At 54.9% G+C, this 17,020-nt stretch carries 16 protein-coding genes; 8 read left to right on the top strand and 8 right to left on the bottom strand.

The window, feature by feature from the left end; genetic code table 11:
* Window positions 1–26: 26 nt before the first annotated feature.
* Complete coding sequence (gene ptrB / locus ACOTZF_RS13105; RefSeq protein ID WP_020690816.1) at window positions 27–2,087, top strand: oligopeptidase B; 2,061 nt, start codon at window positions 27–29, stop codon at window positions 2,085–2,087.
* Here ptrB and exoX read toward each other — a convergent pair.
* The 3 genes from exoX to ACOTZF_RS13120 all read right to left on the bottom strand — a co-directional run bounded on the left by exoX (window position 2,084) and on the right by ACOTZF_RS13120 (window position 3,760).
* Complete coding sequence (gene exoX / locus ACOTZF_RS13110; RefSeq protein WP_020690817.1) at window positions 2,084–2,746, bottom strand: exodeoxyribonuclease X; 663 nt, start codon at window positions 2,744–2,746, stop codon at window positions 2,084–2,086. The genes ptrB and exoX overlap by 4 nt on opposite strands.
* 23 nt (window positions 2,747–2,769) lie before the next feature.
* The gene (locus ACOTZF_RS13115) at window positions 2,770–3,420 is read right to left on the bottom strand and encodes a carbon-nitrogen hydrolase family protein (protein WP_129252436.1); all 651 of its coding nucleotides are present in this window, start codon (window positions 3,418–3,420) and stop codon (window positions 2,770–2,772) included.
* Window positions 3,421–3,529: 109 nt separating this feature from the next.
* Window positions 3,530–3,760, bottom strand: coding sequence for a DNA polymerase III subunit theta (locus ACOTZF_RS13120; RefSeq protein ID WP_013096102.1), 231 nt, complete (start codon window positions 3,758–3,760; stop codon window positions 3,530–3,532).
* Between the two features lie 137 nt (window positions 3,761–3,897).
* Here ACOTZF_RS13120 and yobA point away from each other — a divergent pair, with 137 nt between their 5' ends.
* From yobA to ACOTZF_RS13135, 3 genes are read left to right on the top strand one after another with little or no spacing between them, the layout of a single operon-like run.
* The gene (gene yobA / locus ACOTZF_RS13125; RefSeq protein ID WP_020690820.1) at window positions 3,898–4,269 is read left to right on the top strand and encodes a CopC domain-containing protein YobA; all 372 of its coding nucleotides are present in this window, start codon (window positions 3,898–3,900) and stop codon (window positions 4,267–4,269) included.
* A 1-nt stretch (window position 4,270) separates the two neighbouring features.
* The gene (gene copD, locus ACOTZF_RS13130) at window positions 4,271–5,140 is read left to right on the top strand and encodes a copper homeostasis membrane protein CopD (RefSeq protein WP_038984481.1); all 870 of its coding nucleotides are present in this window, start codon (window positions 4,271–4,273) and stop codon (window positions 5,138–5,140) included.
* A gap of 16 nt (window positions 5,141–5,156) precedes the next feature.
* Complete coding sequence (locus tag ACOTZF_RS13135) at window positions 5,157–5,495, top strand: YebY family protein (protein WP_013096105.1); 339 nt, start codon at window positions 5,157–5,159, stop codon at window positions 5,493–5,495.
* A gap of 406 nt (window positions 5,496–5,901) precedes the next feature.
* Here the strand turns inward: ACOTZF_RS13135 and ACOTZF_RS13140 are convergent, their stop codons facing one another.
* On the bottom strand, window positions 5,902–6,843 hold the full coding sequence (locus tag ACOTZF_RS13140) for a VirK/YbjX family protein (RefSeq protein WP_020690823.1): 942 nt from the start codon (window positions 6,841–6,843) through the stop codon (window positions 5,902–5,904).
* Window positions 6,844–7,009: 166 nt separating this feature from the next.
* Here ACOTZF_RS13140 and pphA point away from each other — a divergent pair, with 166 nt between their 5' ends.
* Window positions 7,010–7,654, top strand: coding sequence for a protein-serine/threonine phosphatase (gene pphA, locus ACOTZF_RS13145; RefSeq protein WP_129317582.1), 645 nt, complete (start codon window positions 7,010–7,012; stop codon window positions 7,652–7,654).
* Between the two features lie 33 nt (window positions 7,655–7,687).
* On the opposite strand, the gene ACOTZF_RS13150 is transcribed toward pphA, so the two are convergent.
* The 4 genes from ACOTZF_RS13150 to yebS all read right to left on the bottom strand — a co-directional run bounded on the left by ACOTZF_RS13150 (window position 7,688) and on the right by yebS (window position 13,437).
* On the bottom strand, window positions 7,688–7,927 hold the full coding sequence (locus ACOTZF_RS13150) for a YebV family protein (protein ID WP_013096113.1): 240 nt from the start codon (window positions 7,925–7,927) through the stop codon (window positions 7,688–7,690).
* Between the two features lie 105 nt (window positions 7,928–8,032).
* Window positions 8,033–9,475, bottom strand: coding sequence for a 16S rRNA (cytosine(1407)-C(5))-methyltransferase RsmF (rsmF, locus tag ACOTZF_RS13155; RefSeq protein WP_129252440.1), 1,443 nt, complete (start codon window positions 9,473–9,475; stop codon window positions 8,033–8,035).
* A gap of 76 nt (window positions 9,476–9,551) precedes the next feature.
* Window positions 9,552–12,185 carry a PqiB family protein gene (locus ACOTZF_RS13160; protein ID WP_062934754.1) on the bottom strand — a complete coding sequence of 878 codons (2,634 nt, stop codon included), beginning with the start codon at window positions 12,183–12,185 and terminating at the stop codon, window positions 9,552–9,554.
* A complete protein-coding gene (yebS, locus tag ACOTZF_RS13165) occupies window positions 12,154–13,437 on the bottom strand; it encodes a membrane integrity lipid transport subunit YebS (RefSeq protein WP_058678594.1) in 1,284 nt (427 codons plus the stop codon). Before yebS ends, ACOTZF_RS13160 begins: the two co-directional genes overlap by 32 nt.
* Window positions 13,438–13,569: 132 nt before the next feature.
* On the opposite strand from yebS, the gene ACOTZF_RS13170 reads away from it, so the two are divergent.
* From ACOTZF_RS13170 to prc, 3 genes are all read left to right on the top strand, one after another.
* Window positions 13,570–14,067 (top strand): GAF domain-containing protein, encoded by a 498-nt coding sequence (locus ACOTZF_RS13170; RefSeq protein ID WP_013096117.1) that lies wholly within the window; start codon window positions 13,570–13,572, stop codon window positions 14,065–14,067.
* Between the two features lie 96 nt (window positions 14,068–14,163).
* On the top strand, window positions 14,164–14,850 hold the full coding sequence (gene proQ, locus ACOTZF_RS13175; protein WP_020690828.1) for an RNA chaperone ProQ: 687 nt from the start codon (window positions 14,164–14,166) through the stop codon (window positions 14,848–14,850).
* Between the two features lie 19 nt (window positions 14,851–14,869).
* Window positions 14,870–16,918, top strand: a complete 2,049-nt coding sequence (gene prc, locus ACOTZF_RS13180; RefSeq protein ID WP_013096119.1) for a carboxy terminal-processing peptidase — start codon at window positions 14,870–14,872, stop codon at window positions 16,916–16,918.
* The last annotated feature ends 102 nt before the right edge of the window (window positions 16,919–17,020 follow it).

Below are 17,020 nucleotides of genomic sequence, written 5' to 3' on the forward strand. Positions count from 1 at the left end.
GGTGTAAAACTCAAAAGAAACATGACATGCCACCAAAAGCCCGACGTACTCCTTATGCGATCACCACGCATGGCGATACGCGCATTGACAACTATTACTGGCTCCGGGACGATTCGCGTTCCCGGCCAGAGGTGCTCGACTATTTGCACGCGGAAAATGACTATGGCCGCAAGGTCATGGCCAGCCAGCAGGCGCTTCAGGATCAGTTGCTGAATGAAATGGTGCAGCGTATTCCCCAGCGCGATGTCTCCGCACCCTGGACCAAAAACGGCTATCGTTATCGCCATATCTACGAGCCCGGTAACGAATATCCCATCTACCAGCGTCAGTCGGTGTTAAGCGCCGAGTGGGATGAATGGGATATTTTGCTGGATGCCAACCAGCGTGCTGCCCACAGCGAGTTTTATACGCTGGGCGGCATGTCGGTCTCGCCCGATAACGCCATTATGGCGCTGGCGGAAGATTACCTCTCCCGGCGTCAGTACGGCCTGCGTTTTCGCAATCTGGAAACCGGTAACTGGTACCCGGAGATGATTGCGAACGTTTCGCCGGATTTTGTCTGGGCGAATGATTCTGAAACCGTCTATTACGTGAAGAAACATGCCTCCACGCTGCTGCCTTATCAGGTATGGCGTCATACCGTCGGCACCAGTGCGGATGATGACGAGCTGGTCTACGAAGAGAAAGATGAAACGTTCTATGTCAGTCTGCATAAAACGTCGTCACGCCACTATGTGATTATCTTCCTCGCCAGCGCAACCACCTCTGAAGTTCTGCTCCTGGATGCCGAGCTGCCTGATGCGCAGCCGCTCTGCTTCCTGCCGCGTCGTAAAGATCATGAGTACAGCCTGGATCACTTCCAGCACAGCTTTTACCTGCGCTCTAACCGCGAGGGCAAAAACTTTGGCCTCTATAAAACCAAAGTACGCGATGAACGGAAATGGGAAGTGCTCATTCCTGCGCGGGAACAGGTGATGCTGGAAGGATTTACTCTCTTTACCGACTGGCTGGTGGTGGAAGAGCGCCAGCGGGGGCTGACCAGCCTGCGGCAAATTAACCGCAAAACGCGGGAGGTCATCGGGATTGCGTTTGACGATCCGGCCTATGTTACGTGGATTGGGTTTAATCCCGAGCCGGAATCGTCCCGCTTGCGCTATGGCTACTCGTCAATGACCACGCCGGATACGCTGTTTGAGCTGGACATGGAGACCGGCCAACGTCAGGTGCTTAAGCAGTCTGAGGTAAAAGGGTTTGATTCCGATAACTACCGAAGCGAACACCTGTGGGTCACCGCCCGGGATGGCGTTGAGGTGCCCGTCTCGCTCGTCTATCACAAGGCGCATTTCCAGAAAGGGAAAAACCCGATCCTGGTCTACGGGTATGGATCCTACGGCTCAAGCATGGATGCCGATTTCAGCAGCAGCAGATTAAGCCTGCTCGATCGTGGCTTTGTTTTCGCCATCGCCCACGTGCGCGGTGGTGGCGAGCTGGGCCAGCACTGGTACGAAGACGGGAAATTCCTGAAGAAGAAAAACACCTTTAACGACTACCTCGACGTCTGCGATGCGCTAATAGAACAGGGTTATGGCGATCCGCAGCTCTGCTTTGGCATGGGCGGCAGTGCGGGAGGGCTGCTGATGGGGGCGGCCATTAACCAGCGTCCTGACCGCTTCAAAGGGGTCATCGCGCAGGTTCCGTTTGTCGACGTGGTGACCACGATGCTGGATGAGTCTATTCCGCTGACGACCGGTGAGTTTGAAGAGTGGGGGAATCCTCAGGACGAGATCTATTACCGCTACATGAAAGAGTACAGCCCGTACGATAACGTAGAAGCTAAAGCCTATCCGCACATGCTGGTGACCACCGGCCTGCACGATTCACAGGTGCAATACTGGGAGCCCGCAAAATGGGTGGCGAAGCTGCGTGAGCTGAAAACTGATAATAACCTGCTGCTACTCTGTACCGACATGGACTCCGGACACGGCGGGAAATCGGGACGATTCAAATCGTATGAAGGGGTCGCGCTGGAGTATGCCTTTTTGATTGGCCTGGCGCAGGAAACGCTGCCAGGCCGTGCCGGAAGTTAAGCTTCACCCAGATAGTGCTTGAGCGTTAAGCGAAGCTCCGGGCTCATTTTGTCGAGGTTGTTATACAGCCAGCGCAGGTAGCCCGGATCTTTATCGGCGATATCGGACACCGCTTTGCCGCGGTATTTGCCAAAGGTGAAGGTGGTCATCAGCGCCGGTCGCCCGGTGATCGTTGCCATATCATCCGGCGTCCAGCCAGAGGTATTCATAATATCTATGAGTAGCGCCGCGGTAATATAGCAGTCGTACAGTGCGCGGTGATGATGCAGCCCCTCGGGCGTTCTGACGCTGAGCTTACGCGATTTATACAGCGCCATATTGCTGTATTTGATCCCCGGCCACAGACGACGCGCCAGCTTCATGGTGCAAATCCATTCGCCGGGCATCTCGGGCAGTACCCGGCGGTCAAAGCTGGCGTTGTGCGCGACATACCACGGGCTACCGTAATAGTGCGGAATGACCTCTTCAATCCAGGGTTTATCCGCCACCATCGATTCTGTAATGCGATGAATGGCCATCGCCTGCGGGCTAATCGGGCGGTCGGGACGCACCAGATGGCTCATGGGATTGACGATTTTACCGTCAATGACGTCAACAGACGCCACTTCCACTATTCCGCCCTGAAGATCGCAAGTTTCGGTATCGATGACGCGCAGCATTGAACGCTCCTGAGCTAAAACGCTTAGCCTAAAGGAATGATATCGCCTTGCCAACCCTGTCGGCCCAGAGATCCGGTCAATAATAGTTCGCCCTTATCCGCACGGACAATCAGCTGGCCTTTTTCATCCCACAGCGCGCTACCGCCACGGGCGTTCGCCATTAACACGGCAATGGCATACCTGTGCGCGAAGCGCTGCAACGTGTTGATGGACTGGCGCCAGCGGGTATCGCCCACCGACTGACAGCTGGTAAACAGCGTCGCCTGCGGATCCAGATTGGGGGAGTCGGCATGCGTATCAACAATCGTCAGCTGTTTATCACCCGGCACCAGGCTGGCTCCGCTTCCCTGGGGGTAGCGCAGGATGCTGTGCCGGGATGGCGAAAACAGGGCGAGGCCCTTTACGCGCTGACCATTCAGATCAAGGGGCAGCCCGGCAATGATGGTGTTCCGGTAACGCTTTGCGGCGGCCAGCAAGGGGGCCAGCTGTGCGTCATCGGGTGGGGGAGGTAGGTCCGTCCTTCCCGATCCTGTTAACGAGAGTTCAGGAAAGACCAGGAGATCGCAGCGCTGTTTTGCCGCTTCCGCAACGAAACGGAGGTGGTGCGCTACGTGGTCATCTACACTGTGATGCTGCCCGGCATACTGGGCGGCGGCAATATTCCATTGTGACATCGTGACTTCCTTATACACAGAGTCGCAGGATTTAAGAATACACCTAGACTAATCAGGGTTTTCTTATCCTGGCATATTCCGCGTAAGGAAGTGTAACGAGTCGTTAAGCTTATTTAACTTTAGGTTCGTACGGCAAACGAGAGAGATTGACCGACGCGAGTCGGTGCGCAATCAAACGTTCGCGGAACCAGTCACGCAGATGGGCGGGTTGTTCACGTTCCACCACCTCAGCCACGATTGGCATGTTGTAACGCTCTTTAAACGCGACACCTGCGGCAGCGAGATCGACATTCACTTTATCCATCTCGTCCTGAGGAAGGGCAGCCAGATTGATCTTCATTACCTTCTCCTTTTTATGCGGCGGCAACGTTACCGCGATTGCACGATGATGACAAGCGGAGGTGGGATGATCCTCGACTCGATTATTATACAGCGTTATTCTTTAGCATACAGGCATAACAAAAAGGAATGATTGCGATGGGTTTATCCGCTTCCCGCGCGGTATGCGCGCTGGCTTTTCTCTTCTCTTCCGTTACAGCGACCCCGGTGCTGGCGCATGCGCACCTCCAGCAACAAATCCCGGCAGCCGATAGTCAGGTAGCAGCTCCTCAGGCGCTTACCCTGAATTTTTCCGAAGGCATTGAACCCGGATTCAGCGGTGTCGTGGTGAAGGATGCACAGGGGAACGTGGTTAAAACCGGTGATATACAGCGTGACGAGCAGAATAAGGCCCAGTTCCATGTTCCGCTGGAGCAGACGCTGGTGACCGGCACGTACCAGGTTGACTGGCATGTGGTCTCGGTAGATGGTCACAAAACCAAAGGCAGCTATCGCTTCAGCGTGAAATAATATGCTGGCCTTCATCTACGTGGGGTTGCGCTTTATCCATTTCGGCGCGCTGATGCTGATTTTTGGTAATGCGCTGTATAGCGTCTGGTTCGCGCCGTCTTCTTTGTACCGTCTGATGTCCTGTCGTTTTCAGGTGCAGCAGCAGATTGCGGCGCTGATCAGTCTGACGTCAGCCATGCTGATGTTCATGATCCAGGCGGGGCTCATGGGCAACGGCTGGGGAGACGTGTTTAACCCGAACGTCTGGCAGAGCGTGCTGGCAACGCAGTTTGGTAGCGTGTGGCTGTGGCAAATTATCCTGGGCGTAATTGCGGCCTGTGTCGCCTGGCTTGCGCCTCAGAAAGGATCGCGACTCTTGCTGCTCGCCATGGGGCAATTTGTCCTGCTGGCAGGCGTAGGGCATGCGGCAATGAACGACGGTGCAGCGGGGGCGTTGCAGCGTATCAATCACGCTCTGCATCTGCTCTGTGCCGCCACCTGGGTTGGCGGCCTCCTGCCGCTGCTGTATTGCATGCATCTGGCGAAAGGGCGCTGGCGGGTTGCGGCAATTTACACCATGATGCGCTTCTCTCGCGTGGGGCATTATGCCGTAGCGGGGGTCGTGCTTACCGGCGCGATCAATGGGCTCTTTATTCTGGGCATTACGCTGCCCTGGCAGACGGGCTACGTGCAACTATTGTTGTTCAAATGTGCGCTGGTGGCATTGATGGTGGTAATTGCGCTGGTGAATCGGTATTTTCTGGTGCCACGGTTTGGTGCCCACATCGGGCGCGAACAACAGATTTTTATCAGGATGACACAGGCAGAGGTGGTGCTGGGGGCGTTGGTGCTGGCAACGGTCAGCCTGTTCGCGACCTGGGAACCCTTTTGACAAGGTTAAAAAGCATATGAAAAAGACAGTACTTTCTCTCTTATTGTTGGCCTGCACGGGTAGCGCGCTGGCGGCACCGCAGGTTATTACCGTCAGCCGTTTTGAAGTGGGTAAGGATAAATGGGCGTTCAATCGTGAAGAGGTGATGCTGACCTGCCGTCCGGGTCATGCGCTGTATGCCATCAACCCAAGCACGCTGGTGCAATACCCGTTAAACGACGCGGCCGAACAGCAGGTCGCCAGCGGTAAGAGCAGCGGACAGCCCATCAGCGTTATCCAGATAGACGATCCGTCCAGCCCGGGGCAGAAAATGAGTCTGGCGCCGTTTATCGAACGCGCTGACAAGCTCTGCTAGCTTTCGGTTTCCAGTAAAAAAAACCGCAGTGGCTTGCGAAAGCACTGCGGTTTTTCATATTTATTGATGTTTTGACGCTTTTTTTCCGGCCGCTTTAGCTGTGGACTGGAAAACCTGGCGTCGTCATCTATTCTTAAAAGGCAAGGCGACTTAGCCTGCATTAATGCCAACTTTTAGCGCACGGCTCTCTCCCAAGAGCCATTTCCCTGGACCGAATACAGGAATCGTATTCGGTCTCTTTTTATCTGATTGAAAGTAACGACAAAATCCACTTATCGACTCTCTCAGAAGGGACAGTTCCAGTGAACCGCCTTCAACCATACCACACTACGGCAGGCGGAAGTCCAGCCCTTTTTGACGGTTTTGTTAAATTTTTGTATGTGGTTGGCAAAAGCAAGACGCAGGGTTAAAAGCGGGCGTTAATGGCCGTTTTAATTTCATCAAGCAACTCAAAGCGGCGGCGATATTCTGCCCGTTTCTTACTGGCAATCTCGTCCAGGGATTTGCGCGCCATCTCAAGTGGCAACTGCCAGCAGAAGGTCGAGCGTTTCTTACCGTCCAGGGTTTCCCAAAACTCATCGTAGCTGGCGTGGAAATGACGGCCTTTGCTCAGGCGATAACGCAGCGCGCGGAAAACATGGCCCTCATCACTGACGGCATAGATGGCGCGGATGTTTGACTGTGCGACCAGCTGGAAAATCACTTCCATCAGTACGCGTTTTGGGAACAGGCCGTGGCAGGCGCGGGTAGCCTGTTTGATCACATCGCGCGTGACGCCACGGCGAGGCCCCTGAAGCCCGCCGATCACCAGTACCCGTTGTCCCGCGCTGTGCGCAACAGTGAAGGTCAGGCTTGCGAGCAAGGTATTCTCGTCATCGCGCAGCCACAGTGTGCTTTCACCTTCGCGCTCGGCTTTGTGAGCGGAGGAGGCGTTGACGGTATAGAGCACCTCATTTTTAGCCCTGAACTGCACGACAGGTTGCTCCTGAGGGCTGGTCAGCGCATGGGCGAGTAAGGGGTCTTTCAGACCATCAATCCAGTGGTAGTGGCTGACGATCGCGTCAGCACGGTCGCCGGCATTCAGGCCGCGCATCAAGTACTGGCGGTGGGTTTTACTGGGTAACGTGATTTGCGCGGCCAGTAACCGATCGAAGTCATCCCGGCCAGAGAGTGCCTCAAGCATGCGTCGGGTAGAAGACCAGAACAGAAGCGAGCGTAACAGGAATTTCAGCCGATACTCACGCTTTTTCCAGATGGGGCCCGGAACGCATCTTCCGTTGACCAGGTCGGAAATAATATGTGTACGATGCGGATAGAGCACATCGTTATGCAGGTGAGTATTGGACACGTTGAAACCTCTCTTTTATTTAGCGCTTATTTTAAAGGCCCGATAAAAAGGGATTAATAGCGCGGGAAGGTTTATTTCCGTTTGGTTTAGCGTTTGTTTGGCTTTGTGATGCCCGGCGCTGATATTTGCATTTTCTGATGCGGCTATACTTATTCAGGGAGGCCTTATGTATCAGCGAATCGATGGTGGAAAGTGGCGTCACGTCTGGGTTGTGAGCGATATACACGGTTGCTATCAGTGGCTGTTGGACGAACTGAAACGCCGCCGTTTTAATCCTTATGAGGATTTGCTGATCTCCGTTGGGGATTTGATTGATCGGGGCCCTGACAGCGTTAAGTGCCTGCAACTGATCAATGAAAAATGGTTTCGCGCAGTACGGGGGAACCATGAGCAAATGGCAATCGACAGCGTGGAAAATAATGACTTTGCGCTCTGGTTGATGAATGGTGGAAGCTGGTTCTCGCAGCTTGATGATTCGCAACAGCAGCAGGCGCTGACCCTGTTAGAAGCGTGCCGACAGTTGCCGCTGATTATTGAGATAACCTGCACAAACGGCCTGAATGTCATTGCTCATGCTGACTATCCGGCAGCGGAATATGGCTGGCAGCAGCCGGTGAGCGCTGAGCGGGTGCTGTGGGATCGGGATCGGCTAATGGGGTTTATGGCAGGAAAAGGGCAGGGAATTCGCGGGGCGGATCACTTCTGGTTTGGTCATACGCCGCTGGATAAGCGATATGATTTTGACAACCTGCACTACATTGATACCGGCGCGGTGTTTGACGGCTATTTCACGCTGGCGCAGTTGCAGTAATAAATAACCCGCCTTCGGGCGGGTTCTCTCTGGTCAGGCAAGACGCATGACCCAGGCATCGGTTTTACTATCGTAATGCTCGCGGTAAAGGACGGAATGTTCGCCATCAAGGATTGCCGGAACGCTGGTGTCGGCATCCCAGGCATCCAGTTGCATACACAAATCCGGGTCGGATTTGCAGGGAATACTTAACGTTCGTTCGCCCTGGGTTTCGCCGCGCAATTCTGCGTCGTCGATTTCAAAAGCGCCAATTCGCACGCTGGTTTTCGTCATAATGCTCTCCGGGTGTGTTGTCAAAATCTGGTATGACCAGTACAGCCATCCATTTTTGATCGTAGACAAGGAGAGCAAAATCGCCAGTAAAAAAGTGCGCTTTTTTTAGTCGGCGCGATCGTTACCGGTAAACAGGCGACCATCGCGCACCAGTTCGCGTGGATAGCTGTTTTTCAGACGCGAACCCACTTTCTTTGCCAGTCCCAGCGGGTATCCCTGGTACGTCACCACAACGTCATCCTGAGAAGGGGCCGTTTCCGGATACACATCGCGCCCCCGGTACCACTCTTCAGCTTCCTGATGCGTCAACGCGAAGGTGTTAGCCGTGCCGGCAAGGGCAATGACCGCCTCGTGCTGCCAGCGATAGCCCTTGTTATGCATCTCCGCCAAGCGGATCCCGATTCGGGAAAAACGAACTTTGCCGATAAGCGGTTCGATGTTCGCCGGGAAAAGCCAAATCTCTTTATCGCGCTGCCAGAGGTGAAGATCGTCATTCCAGTTCAGTCCGGCTTTGCGGGCTGCGGTGGTGACCTGCTCTGCTTCACGGCTCTTCAGCGGTGTGAAGGGGAAATTACCGACCTTAAATGTTGGCGCGGGCAGTGGTGTGATGGCGGCAGTTTTACGCAGACGGGCGACAAAAAAACCTTCGCAGTCATAAATCTGCGGGAATACGTGGAGGAAACCTTCCGGGGTGATGGCGTCTTCAGCCGAGGCAAATAAGTCATTCAGTGGCAGAAACTCAACCGCATCGGGGTATTGCGCTTTCAGCCACAGGCAGACCTCTTCGTTTTCATCACGGTTTAACGTGCAGGTGGAATAAACCAGCGTACCGCCTGGACGAAGGGCATGAAACGCGCTGTCGATCAGTTCGCGCTGCGTTGCGGCAATGTCGAGGTTGCTTTCAACTGACCATTTTTTTAGCGCATCGGGATCTTTGCGTACCACGCCTTCACCGGAGCAGGGGGCGTCCAGCAGGATGGCGTCAAACGCTTCCGGCAGGGCGGCGCCAAACACGCGTCCGTCGAAATGCGTCAGGGCAACATTCTGAATGCCGCAGCGGCTGATGTTGGCATGCAGCACCTTCACGCGGCTGGCTGAAAACTCATTGGCGAGAATGGCCCCGCGGTTAGCCATGCGGGCGGCAATCTGCGTGGTTTTTGAACCGGGGGCGGCAGCCACATCCATGACCCGTTCAGGCGCGTTGCCATCGGCAAACAGCGCAGCAACCGGCAGCATTGAGCTGGCTTCCTGAATATAAAACAGACCACTCAAATGCTCGGCGGTACTGCCCAGCGGCAGTGACGCCTCGTCCTCCCGTTCGATCCAGAAACCCTCTTCACACCACGGCACGGGCGTGAGCTGCCAGTGGTAATGTGATACCAGCGCAAGGAAATCCGCGACGCTGATTTTCAGCGTGTTGACGCGAATACTCCGGCGTAACGGTCGCTGACAGGCGGCGATAAAATCGTCTAACGAGAGGTGAGAAGGAAGCGCCTCGCGCATCTGCGCCAGGAATTGTTCAGGAAGATATACGGAGTTTTGAGCCACGGGCACACCACAGGGAAAAGTTCAGGTGCGCAGTGTAACATAAAGGCTCCGGTGCGTTGACACCGGAGCCCTGAGATTAACGCGGCAGGGCGGTTCCCCACTCACGCCACTCTTTAGGTTCGCTTTCGAGCAGCAGGAAGTGTTTGCCCGGCTGTGCTTTCGGCGCCAGCGGTGTACCCGGCGGCGTGGCGAAAGCAATACCGCCGCGAATAAACTGGTTGAACGTACCGGTTTTCACCACGCCGCCCGTCAGGCCGAAGTCCAGCGAATAGCCAGAGGCCAGCCAGAACACCGAGTTATTCCGTACCAGATGCTGGTAACGATCGCTGATGCGTAACGCCACCATCACGCGGTCGGAGAGCGTCCCGAGCGTCAGGCCGGTCACCGTTCCCACTTCAATACCGCGGAACAGGACTGGCGTGCCGATGCTAAGCGAGCCGGCTTCCGGTACCTCCACCACAATGCTCAGACCATCAAGATAGCGCGAGTCGGTGATGGTGGCTTCCTGCAGTTCAAAATCACGACGCGCGTTGCCACGGCCAGGCTCGACGTTGATATACGGCTGCAGAATGGTGTCGAGATGTTCAACGCCCGCGGCCGAGATCTGCGGCGTCACCACGGAGAAACGCGTGCCTGAACGGGCGAACGTCTGCACATATTCCGGATAAAGCACCGCGGTGGCCTGCACTTCATTGCGGGCGGTGATCAGCGTCAGCTTCTGGATCTGTCCGATATCAATGCCCAGGTAGCGGATAGGCATTCCTTCCGCCAGCTTTCCGGCATCGAAGGCGTGCAGGGTAATCTGCCCGCCAACCGCACGTGCAGCGGTTTCAGACGGGAAGAGGATACGCTTGTCACCCTTGCGCATATTGCCGCCCGCGCCGGGCAGATTATCGAAGCTGATCGCTCCGCGCAGCGCGCGCGAGAGCGGGGAGGCCTGCACGGTCAGCCCGCTACCGTTGAGCTGAACTTTTGCGCCACCTTCTGCCCAGAAGACGCTGTTCGGGGTAAGCAGTTTGCGATACTCCGGCTTGATGTGCAGTTCAATATCAAAGGCGTCTGCACGAGGGCGAACGGTGATGACCTCCCCAACTTCAAACTTGCGATACAGCACGACTGAGCCTGCCTGAACGTCCGGCAGCGTTTCCGCACTTAACGTCAGCGTGGTGGTCGGCAGATCGCTCATGCTGTTTTCAATCGCTTTATCCAGATTGGCATACAGCGGATAGCTGTCGCGAACGGGACCTTTGCTGCCCGGCAGGATGCGGATCCCGCCGTTCACCCACTCGCTCGCACTGGCTCCGAGGAATTCAACGCCGTCCAGCCCGACCTTCACGTCTACCCGGCTGTTAACCACGAATTTGCTGTCGCCATGCACCAGATTGCTGTATTGCGGATCGATTGCAGCGGAGAAGCTCACACCGTTTTCCGACAGCGACCGCTCCAGCACCTGACCTACCTGCACGCCGTGTAAGATCAGCGGCTGACCGGCTTCGATACCGTAACTTTCCGGCGCGTTCAGCGTTATTGTCACCACGCCGGGTTTTTGCAGCAGGGCTTTATCCGCCGGGGCAACCACAAAGGTGTTGCTGGGCTGGCCTTCGCCGGGGATCAACTCGAAGGTACTGCCTGTCAGGAGGCTGCTGATGCTGGCATCACTCAGGGACAGTTTCGGGCTGCGCATTTCGATACGCGTTTTTTCGCGCAGAAGATCTACCACGCTTGGGTCAACCGTCATCTCCCCGGTTACGGAACCGCCCGGATTGAGCGTCATTTTGGTGAGCTGACCGACCTCCAGACCCTGATACATCAGCGGCGTAGAACCGGCTTTTAACCCTTTGGCATCGGGCAGGGCAAGTTTGACGATCACGCCACGCTGGCTGTGCGCCAGGTCGGCATACAGACCGAACGTGTCATCTGCGGTGGCAGGGCTGGAATTTTCCGGGGAGTCAAAGGCAATGGCACCATTGACCAGCGCGGCCAGACTTTCAAGCTTCACTTTCGCACCGCTGAGGCTTAGGTCAGCATCCACGCCGGAAACGTTCCAGAAACGGCTGCCTTTTTTCACCAGATTGGTAAAGCGACGCTCGATTAACACATCGATAGTCACCCCCTGCTTGTTGGGGTTGATGGCGTAATCGTACACCCGGCCCACCGGGATTTTACGGAAGTACACCAGCGAGCCGCTGTTGAGTGACCCCAAGTCCGGCGCCTGCAGGTGGATCATCAGATCCCCGTTATTGAGACGATATTTGGGCTGCGTATCAAGCGCCACAAAGTGATCCTGTGGCTCACCTTTACCCGGCATCATGCCGATATAGTTCCCGCCAACCAGCGCATCCAGACCGGACACCCCGGCCAGAGAGGCCTTTGGCGTGACCAGCCAGAACTGTGTTTCGCTGCGCAGCGCGTCCTGCATATCGGATTTGATGCTGGCCCGCACCTGAATCTTATTCAGCCCTTTTCCAAGGGAGATATCCTGGACGGTACCGACTTCAACCCCCTGGAAACGCACCGGGGTACGTCCGGCCACAATGCCGTCGGCAGACTGGAAATCAATGGTGATGGTACTTCCGCGATCTTCATAGCTCGTCCAGATAAGCCAGCCTGCAATCATCAGGGCGATGACAGGCAGCAACCAGAATGGCGAAATGCGGCGTTTTGTTTTAATTCTCGCTTCAGTCGGCGAAGCGGGGGTTTCCTGACTCATGTGCATCCCAAAGTAAGCGGCTATCCAGCCATTCCACAGCAAGAATAGTCAATATCACCGCAGAGCCGAAATAAAAAGCTGCGGGTCCCATTGTAAAAGCAAGTAGCTGGTCGCGGTTAATCAGCGACATCATCAACGAAATCACGAACAGATCCAACATCGACCAGCGGCCAATCCAGGTAACGAAGCGCAGGAGCAGGATACGGGTACGTAAGCCTTGCTCACATTTAAAGTGAATGCTGATGAGCAGGGTAAACATCACCACCACTTTGGTAAACGGCACCAAAATACTGGCGATAAACACAATTGCCGCCACGCCAATATTACTGTGCGCAAGGGAGATAATGCCCGAGAGGATGGTATCCTCCTGCCGCCCGCCATTCACGTAAATAATCGATATCGGCAACATGTTGGCAGGAAGCAGGAATATCAACGAGGCGATGAGGGCGGCCCAGCATTTTTGCAGGCTGTTGTTGCGCCGCAGTCGCAAGGGAATATGGCAGCGTGGGCAGCGGCCGCGCGCATCGGGCAGCCCGGTGTAGTGGCAGCCCAGACAGACCCGGAGATTCTCGTCCGGGCGCGTGGCGGGGCGCTGCGGGTAAAATCGCTCCCAGAGCTGCTCAACGTTGAGATGGATCAGCGTCAGGATACTGAGCAATACCAGACAGATAAAAGCAAAGAGGCCGACGCCCGGTTGCAGAAACGCGTAGTCCTGCACTTTTATGGAGGCCACGCCAACGCCCACCAGATAGATATCCAGCATCACCCACTCTTTGAGTTTATCGAGCATCAGCAACACCGGACGCAGGTTCATGCCGAGAATATTACCGAACCAGAGATACGCAATGGCGGCGACCAGCACCAGCGGTGCACCAACGGTGCAGAAAAGCACCATGGCTGCAGTCACCGGATCGCCCTGGCGCGTCATCTGCCAGATCCCCTGTAGCACGTTGGCATCAATGCGCACGCCGAGCAGGTAGAGCTTCAGCAGCGGCTCGCTCCAGGCAAAGGGCATCAACAGCAGCATGGTGACCGCCATGGCGGCGAGACGGGTTAATGACCAGTCGCGGCCGTCACGAATTTTGGCGTCGCAGCAGGGACAAAAGGCGCTTTGATGCGATTTCATCTTCGGCAACATAAAAAGCGTATCGCACTGGGGGCAACGCTGATAATGTGCACGAGGCAAAGCTGCGCTTACCGTATGGACAGTTATCTTTTTTGTCGGCGTGATTTTGGTTGTTTTTAAGGCCATCAGTTGCGCACAAATAGGTATTGTTGAAAGTTATAATAACTCATGAATGGATTCATCTTGAGCATGAGCGCATTTAATGCTTATTTTAATAGGCTATGCGGTAATTTTGTAAGACAACTAAGTGATTGAAGAATGAACAAAACAGAATTCTACGCGGATCTGAACCGCGATTTTAAGGCATTGATGGCGGGTGAAACCAGCTTCTTAGCCACTCTGGCAAATACTAGCGCATTGCTGTTTGAACGTCTCTCTGACGTGAACTGGGCCGGTTTTTATCTTCTGGAAGGTGAAACGCTGGTGCTGGGGCCGTTTCAGGGCAAACTGGCCTGCGTGCGCATTCCGGTAGGCCGGGGTGTCTGCGGCACGGCAGTCGCCGAGAATCAGGTACAGCGTGTGGAGGATGTGCATGCGTTTGACGGGCACATTGCCTGTGATGCCGCCAGTAATTCTGAAATCGTGCTGCCGCTGGTGGTAAAAAATCAGATTATTGGCGTTCTGGACATCGACAGTACGGTCTTCAGTCGCTTTACAATCGAGGACGAACAGGGGCTGCGCGAGCTGGTGGCGAATCTGGAAAACGTTCTTGCAGCAACCGATTATCAAAAATTCTTTGCGAGCGTCGCAGGATAATCAACGGATAACGTAGCATTTACTGATAGCGTCATTATAATGACGCCTGTTCATGCCTGCGCTTGTTGGCAACGTCCGTTGTAATCAGGAAATTTCATGGAAAATCAACCTAAGTTGAATAGCAGTAAAGAAGTTATCGCATTTCTGGCCGAGCGTTTCCCACAGTGCTTCAGCGCTGAAGGCGAAGCTCGTCCCCTGAAAGTCGGTATTTTTCAGGATCTGGTAGCACGCGTTGAGGGGGAAATGAACCTCAGCAAAACTCAGCTGCGTTCCGCCTTACGTCTTTATACTTCGAGCTGGCGCTACCTGTACGGTATCAAACCGGGCGCGACTCGCGTGGATCTTGACGGCAACCCATGTGGTGAGCTGGACGAGCAGCACGTCGAGCATGCGCGTAAGCAGCTTGAAGAAGCCAAAGCACGCGTTCAGGCACAACGTGCAGAACAGCAGGCGAAAAAACGTGAAGCCGCTGCGGCAAACGGCCAGGAAGAAGCGCCTCGTCGTGAGCGTAAACCGCGTCCTGCACCGCGTCGCACCGAAAATAACGATCGCAAACCGCGTGCTGACAAACCAGCAGCTAAAGCCCCGCGCGCGCCTCGTGAAGAGCAGCGCCACACTCCGGTTTCAGACATCAACGCCCTGAGCGTCGGTCAGGCACTGAAGGTAAAAGCGGGTAACAATGCAATGGACGCCACCGTTATGGAAATCACCAAAGATGGCGTTCGTGTACAGCTGACTTCTGGTATGTCAATGATTGTACGCGCAGAACACTTGTTGTTCTGAAACGGAGGCCAAGCCTGGCATGAACACTTTTTTTAAGCTCACCGCGCTGGCGGGCCTGTTTGCCATAACAGGCCATGCTTTCGCAGTGGACGATATTACGCGTGTTGATCAAATTCCGGTTCTCAAGGAAGAGACGCAGCACGCGACGGTGAGCGAGCGTGTGACGTCACGCTTCACCCGTTCGCACTATCGTCAGTTCGATCTCGATCAGGCCTTTTCGGCCAAAATCTTCGACCGCTATCTGAACTTGCTGGATTACAGCCATAACGTACTGCTCGCCAGCGATGTCGAGCAGTTCGCCAAACGTAAATCCGACGTCGGTGATGAGCTGCGTTCCGGCAAGCTGGATCTGTTCTACGATCTGTATAACCTGGCACAAAAGCGCCGCTTTGAACGTTATCAATATGCGCTGAAAGTGCTGGAACGTCCGATGGACTTCACCGGCAACGACACCTTTAATCTGGACCGCAGTAAAGCGCCCTGGCCGAAAGACGAAGCCGAGCTGAACGCCCTGTGGGACAGCAAAGTGAAGTACGACGAACTGAGTCTCAAGCTCACTGGCAAAGATGAGAAAGAGATCCGTGACACGCTGACGCGTCGTTACAAGTTTGCCATTCGTCGTCTGGCACAAACCAACAGCGAAGATGTTTTCTCGCTGGCAATGACTGCCTTTGCCCACGAAATCGACCCGCATACGAACTATCTCTCCCCGCGTAACACCGAACAGTTCAATACCGAAATGAGCCTGTCTCTGGAAGGTATCGGCGCGGTGCTGCAGATGGACGACGATTACACGGTGATCAACTCCATGGTTGCGGGTGGCCCGGCATCAAAAAGCAAAGCGATAAGCGTAGGCGATCGCATTGTCGGTGTAGGCCAAACTGGGCAGAACATGGTTGATGTCATCGGCTGGCGTCTGGACGATGTGGTTGCGCTGATCAAAGGTCCGAAAGGCAGCAAAGTTCGTCTTGAAATTCTGCCTGCCGGGAAAGGCACCAAAACCCGTATCGTAACCCTGACCCGCGAGCGTATTCGTCTTGAAGACCGCGCGGTGAAAATGTCGGTGAAAACCGTCGGTAAAGAGAAGGTGGGGGTACTTGATATCCCTGGCTTCTACGTAGGGCTGACCGATGACGTAAAAGTGCAGCTGCAGAAGCTTGAGAAGCAGAACGTCAGCAGCGTGATCATCGATCTGCGCAGCAACGGCGGTGGGGCGCTGACAGAAGCTGTCTCTCTGTCAGGCCTGTTTATCCCGTCTGGCCCGGTCGTGCAGGTGCGCGATAACAACGGTAAAGTGCGTGAAGATGCCGACAATGATGGCGTGGTTTACTACAAAGGCCCGCTGGTGGTGCTGGTCGATCGCTTCAGTGCGTCAGCGTCAGAAATCTTTGCCGCTGCAATGCAGGACTATGGTCGCGCGCTGATCGTGGGTGAGCCGACGTTCGGTAAAGGTACCGTCCAGCAGTATCGTTCCCTGAATCGTATTTACGATCAGATGCTGCGTCCGGAATGGCCTGCGCTGGGATCTGTTCAGTACACCATTCAGAAATTCTATCGTGTGAACGGCGGCAGTACGCAGCGTAAGGGCGTGACGCCAGACATCATGATGCCGACAGGCACGGAAGAGACGGAAACCGGTGAGAAGTTTGAAGATAACGCGTTGCCGTGGGATAGCATCAATGCCGCGACCTACGTGAAAGCCGGTGATATGACCCAGTTTGGTCCGGAGCTACTGAAAGATCACAACGAACGCATCGCGAAAGATCCTGAATTCCAGTACATCATGAAGGACATTGCCCGCTTTAATGCCCTGAAAGAAAAACGGAATATTGTTTCTCTGAACTACGCTCAGCGTGAGAAAGAGAACAATGAGGACGACGCAACGCGTCTGGCGCGTATCAACGATCGCTTCAAACGTGAAGGTAAACCGTTGCTCAAGAAACTGGACGATCTGCCAAAAGATTACCAGGAGCCGGATCCGTACCTGGACGAGACGGTACATATCGCTCTTGACCTGGCGAAACTCGAAAAAGCCAGGCCCGCCGAGCAACCTGCTCCGGCAAAATAATCCCCAACAGGCACAAGAAATTGTGCCTGTTTCTTTTTGTTCTGCATCCTTCCGTCAGGCAGATTTCCAATTGTGTAAAGTTGTGTCTTTCTGGTGACTTAC

This window comes from Enterobacter cloacae complex sp. SHL021 (genome assembly GCF_049237765.1).
Classification (GTDB): domain Bacteria; phylum Pseudomonadota; class Gammaproteobacteria; order Enterobacterales; family Enterobacteriaceae; genus Enterobacter; species Enterobacter cloacae.

Coding starts and splice junctions, on each gene's coding strand:
- ptrB (WP_020690816.1), top strand. CDS start 27: ATGCCACCAAAAGCCCGACGTACTCCTTATGCGATCACCACGCATGGC.
- exoX (WP_020690817.1), bottom strand. CDS start 2,746: ATGCTGCGCGTCATCGATACCGAAACTTGCGATCTTCAGGGCGGAATA.
- ACOTZF_RS13115 (WP_129252436.1), bottom strand. CDS start 3,420: ATGTCACAATGGAATATTGCCGCCGCCCAGTATGCCGGGCAGCATCAC.
- ACOTZF_RS13120 (WP_013096102.1), bottom strand. CDS start 3,760: ATGAAGATCAATCTGGCTGCCCTTCCTCAGGACGAGATGGATAAAGTG.
- yobA (WP_020690820.1), top strand. CDS start 3,898: ATGGGTTTATCCGCTTCCCGCGCGGTATGCGCGCTGGCTTTTCTCTTC.
- copD (WP_038984481.1), top strand. CDS start 4,271: ATGCTGGCCTTCATCTACGTGGGGTTGCGCTTTATCCATTTCGGCGCG.
- ACOTZF_RS13135 (WP_013096105.1), top strand. CDS start 5,157: ATGAAAAAGACAGTACTTTCTCTCTTATTGTTGGCCTGCACGGGTAGC.
- pphA (WP_129317582.1), top strand. CDS start 7,010: ATGTATCAGCGAATCGATGGTGGAAAGTGGCGTCACGTCTGGGTTGTG.
- ACOTZF_RS13150 (WP_013096113.1), bottom strand. CDS start 7,927: ATGACGAAAACCAGCGTGCGAATTGGCGCTTTTGAAATCGACGACGCA.
- ACOTZF_RS13160 (WP_062934754.1), bottom strand. CDS start 12,185: ATGAGTCAGGAAACCCCCGCTTCGCCGACTGAAGCGAGAATTAAAACA.
- yebS (WP_058678594.1), bottom strand. CDS start 13,437: ATGGCCTTAAAAACAACCAAAATCACGCCGACAAAAAAGATAACTGTC.
- ACOTZF_RS13170 (WP_013096117.1), top strand. CDS start 13,570: ATGAACAAAACAGAATTCTACGCGGATCTGAACCGCGATTTTAAGGCA.
- proQ (WP_020690828.1), top strand. CDS start 14,164: ATGGAAAATCAACCTAAGTTGAATAGCAGTAAAGAAGTTATCGCATTT.
- prc (WP_013096119.1), top strand. CDS start 14,870: ATGAACACTTTTTTTAAGCTCACCGCGCTGGCGGGCCTGTTTGCCATA.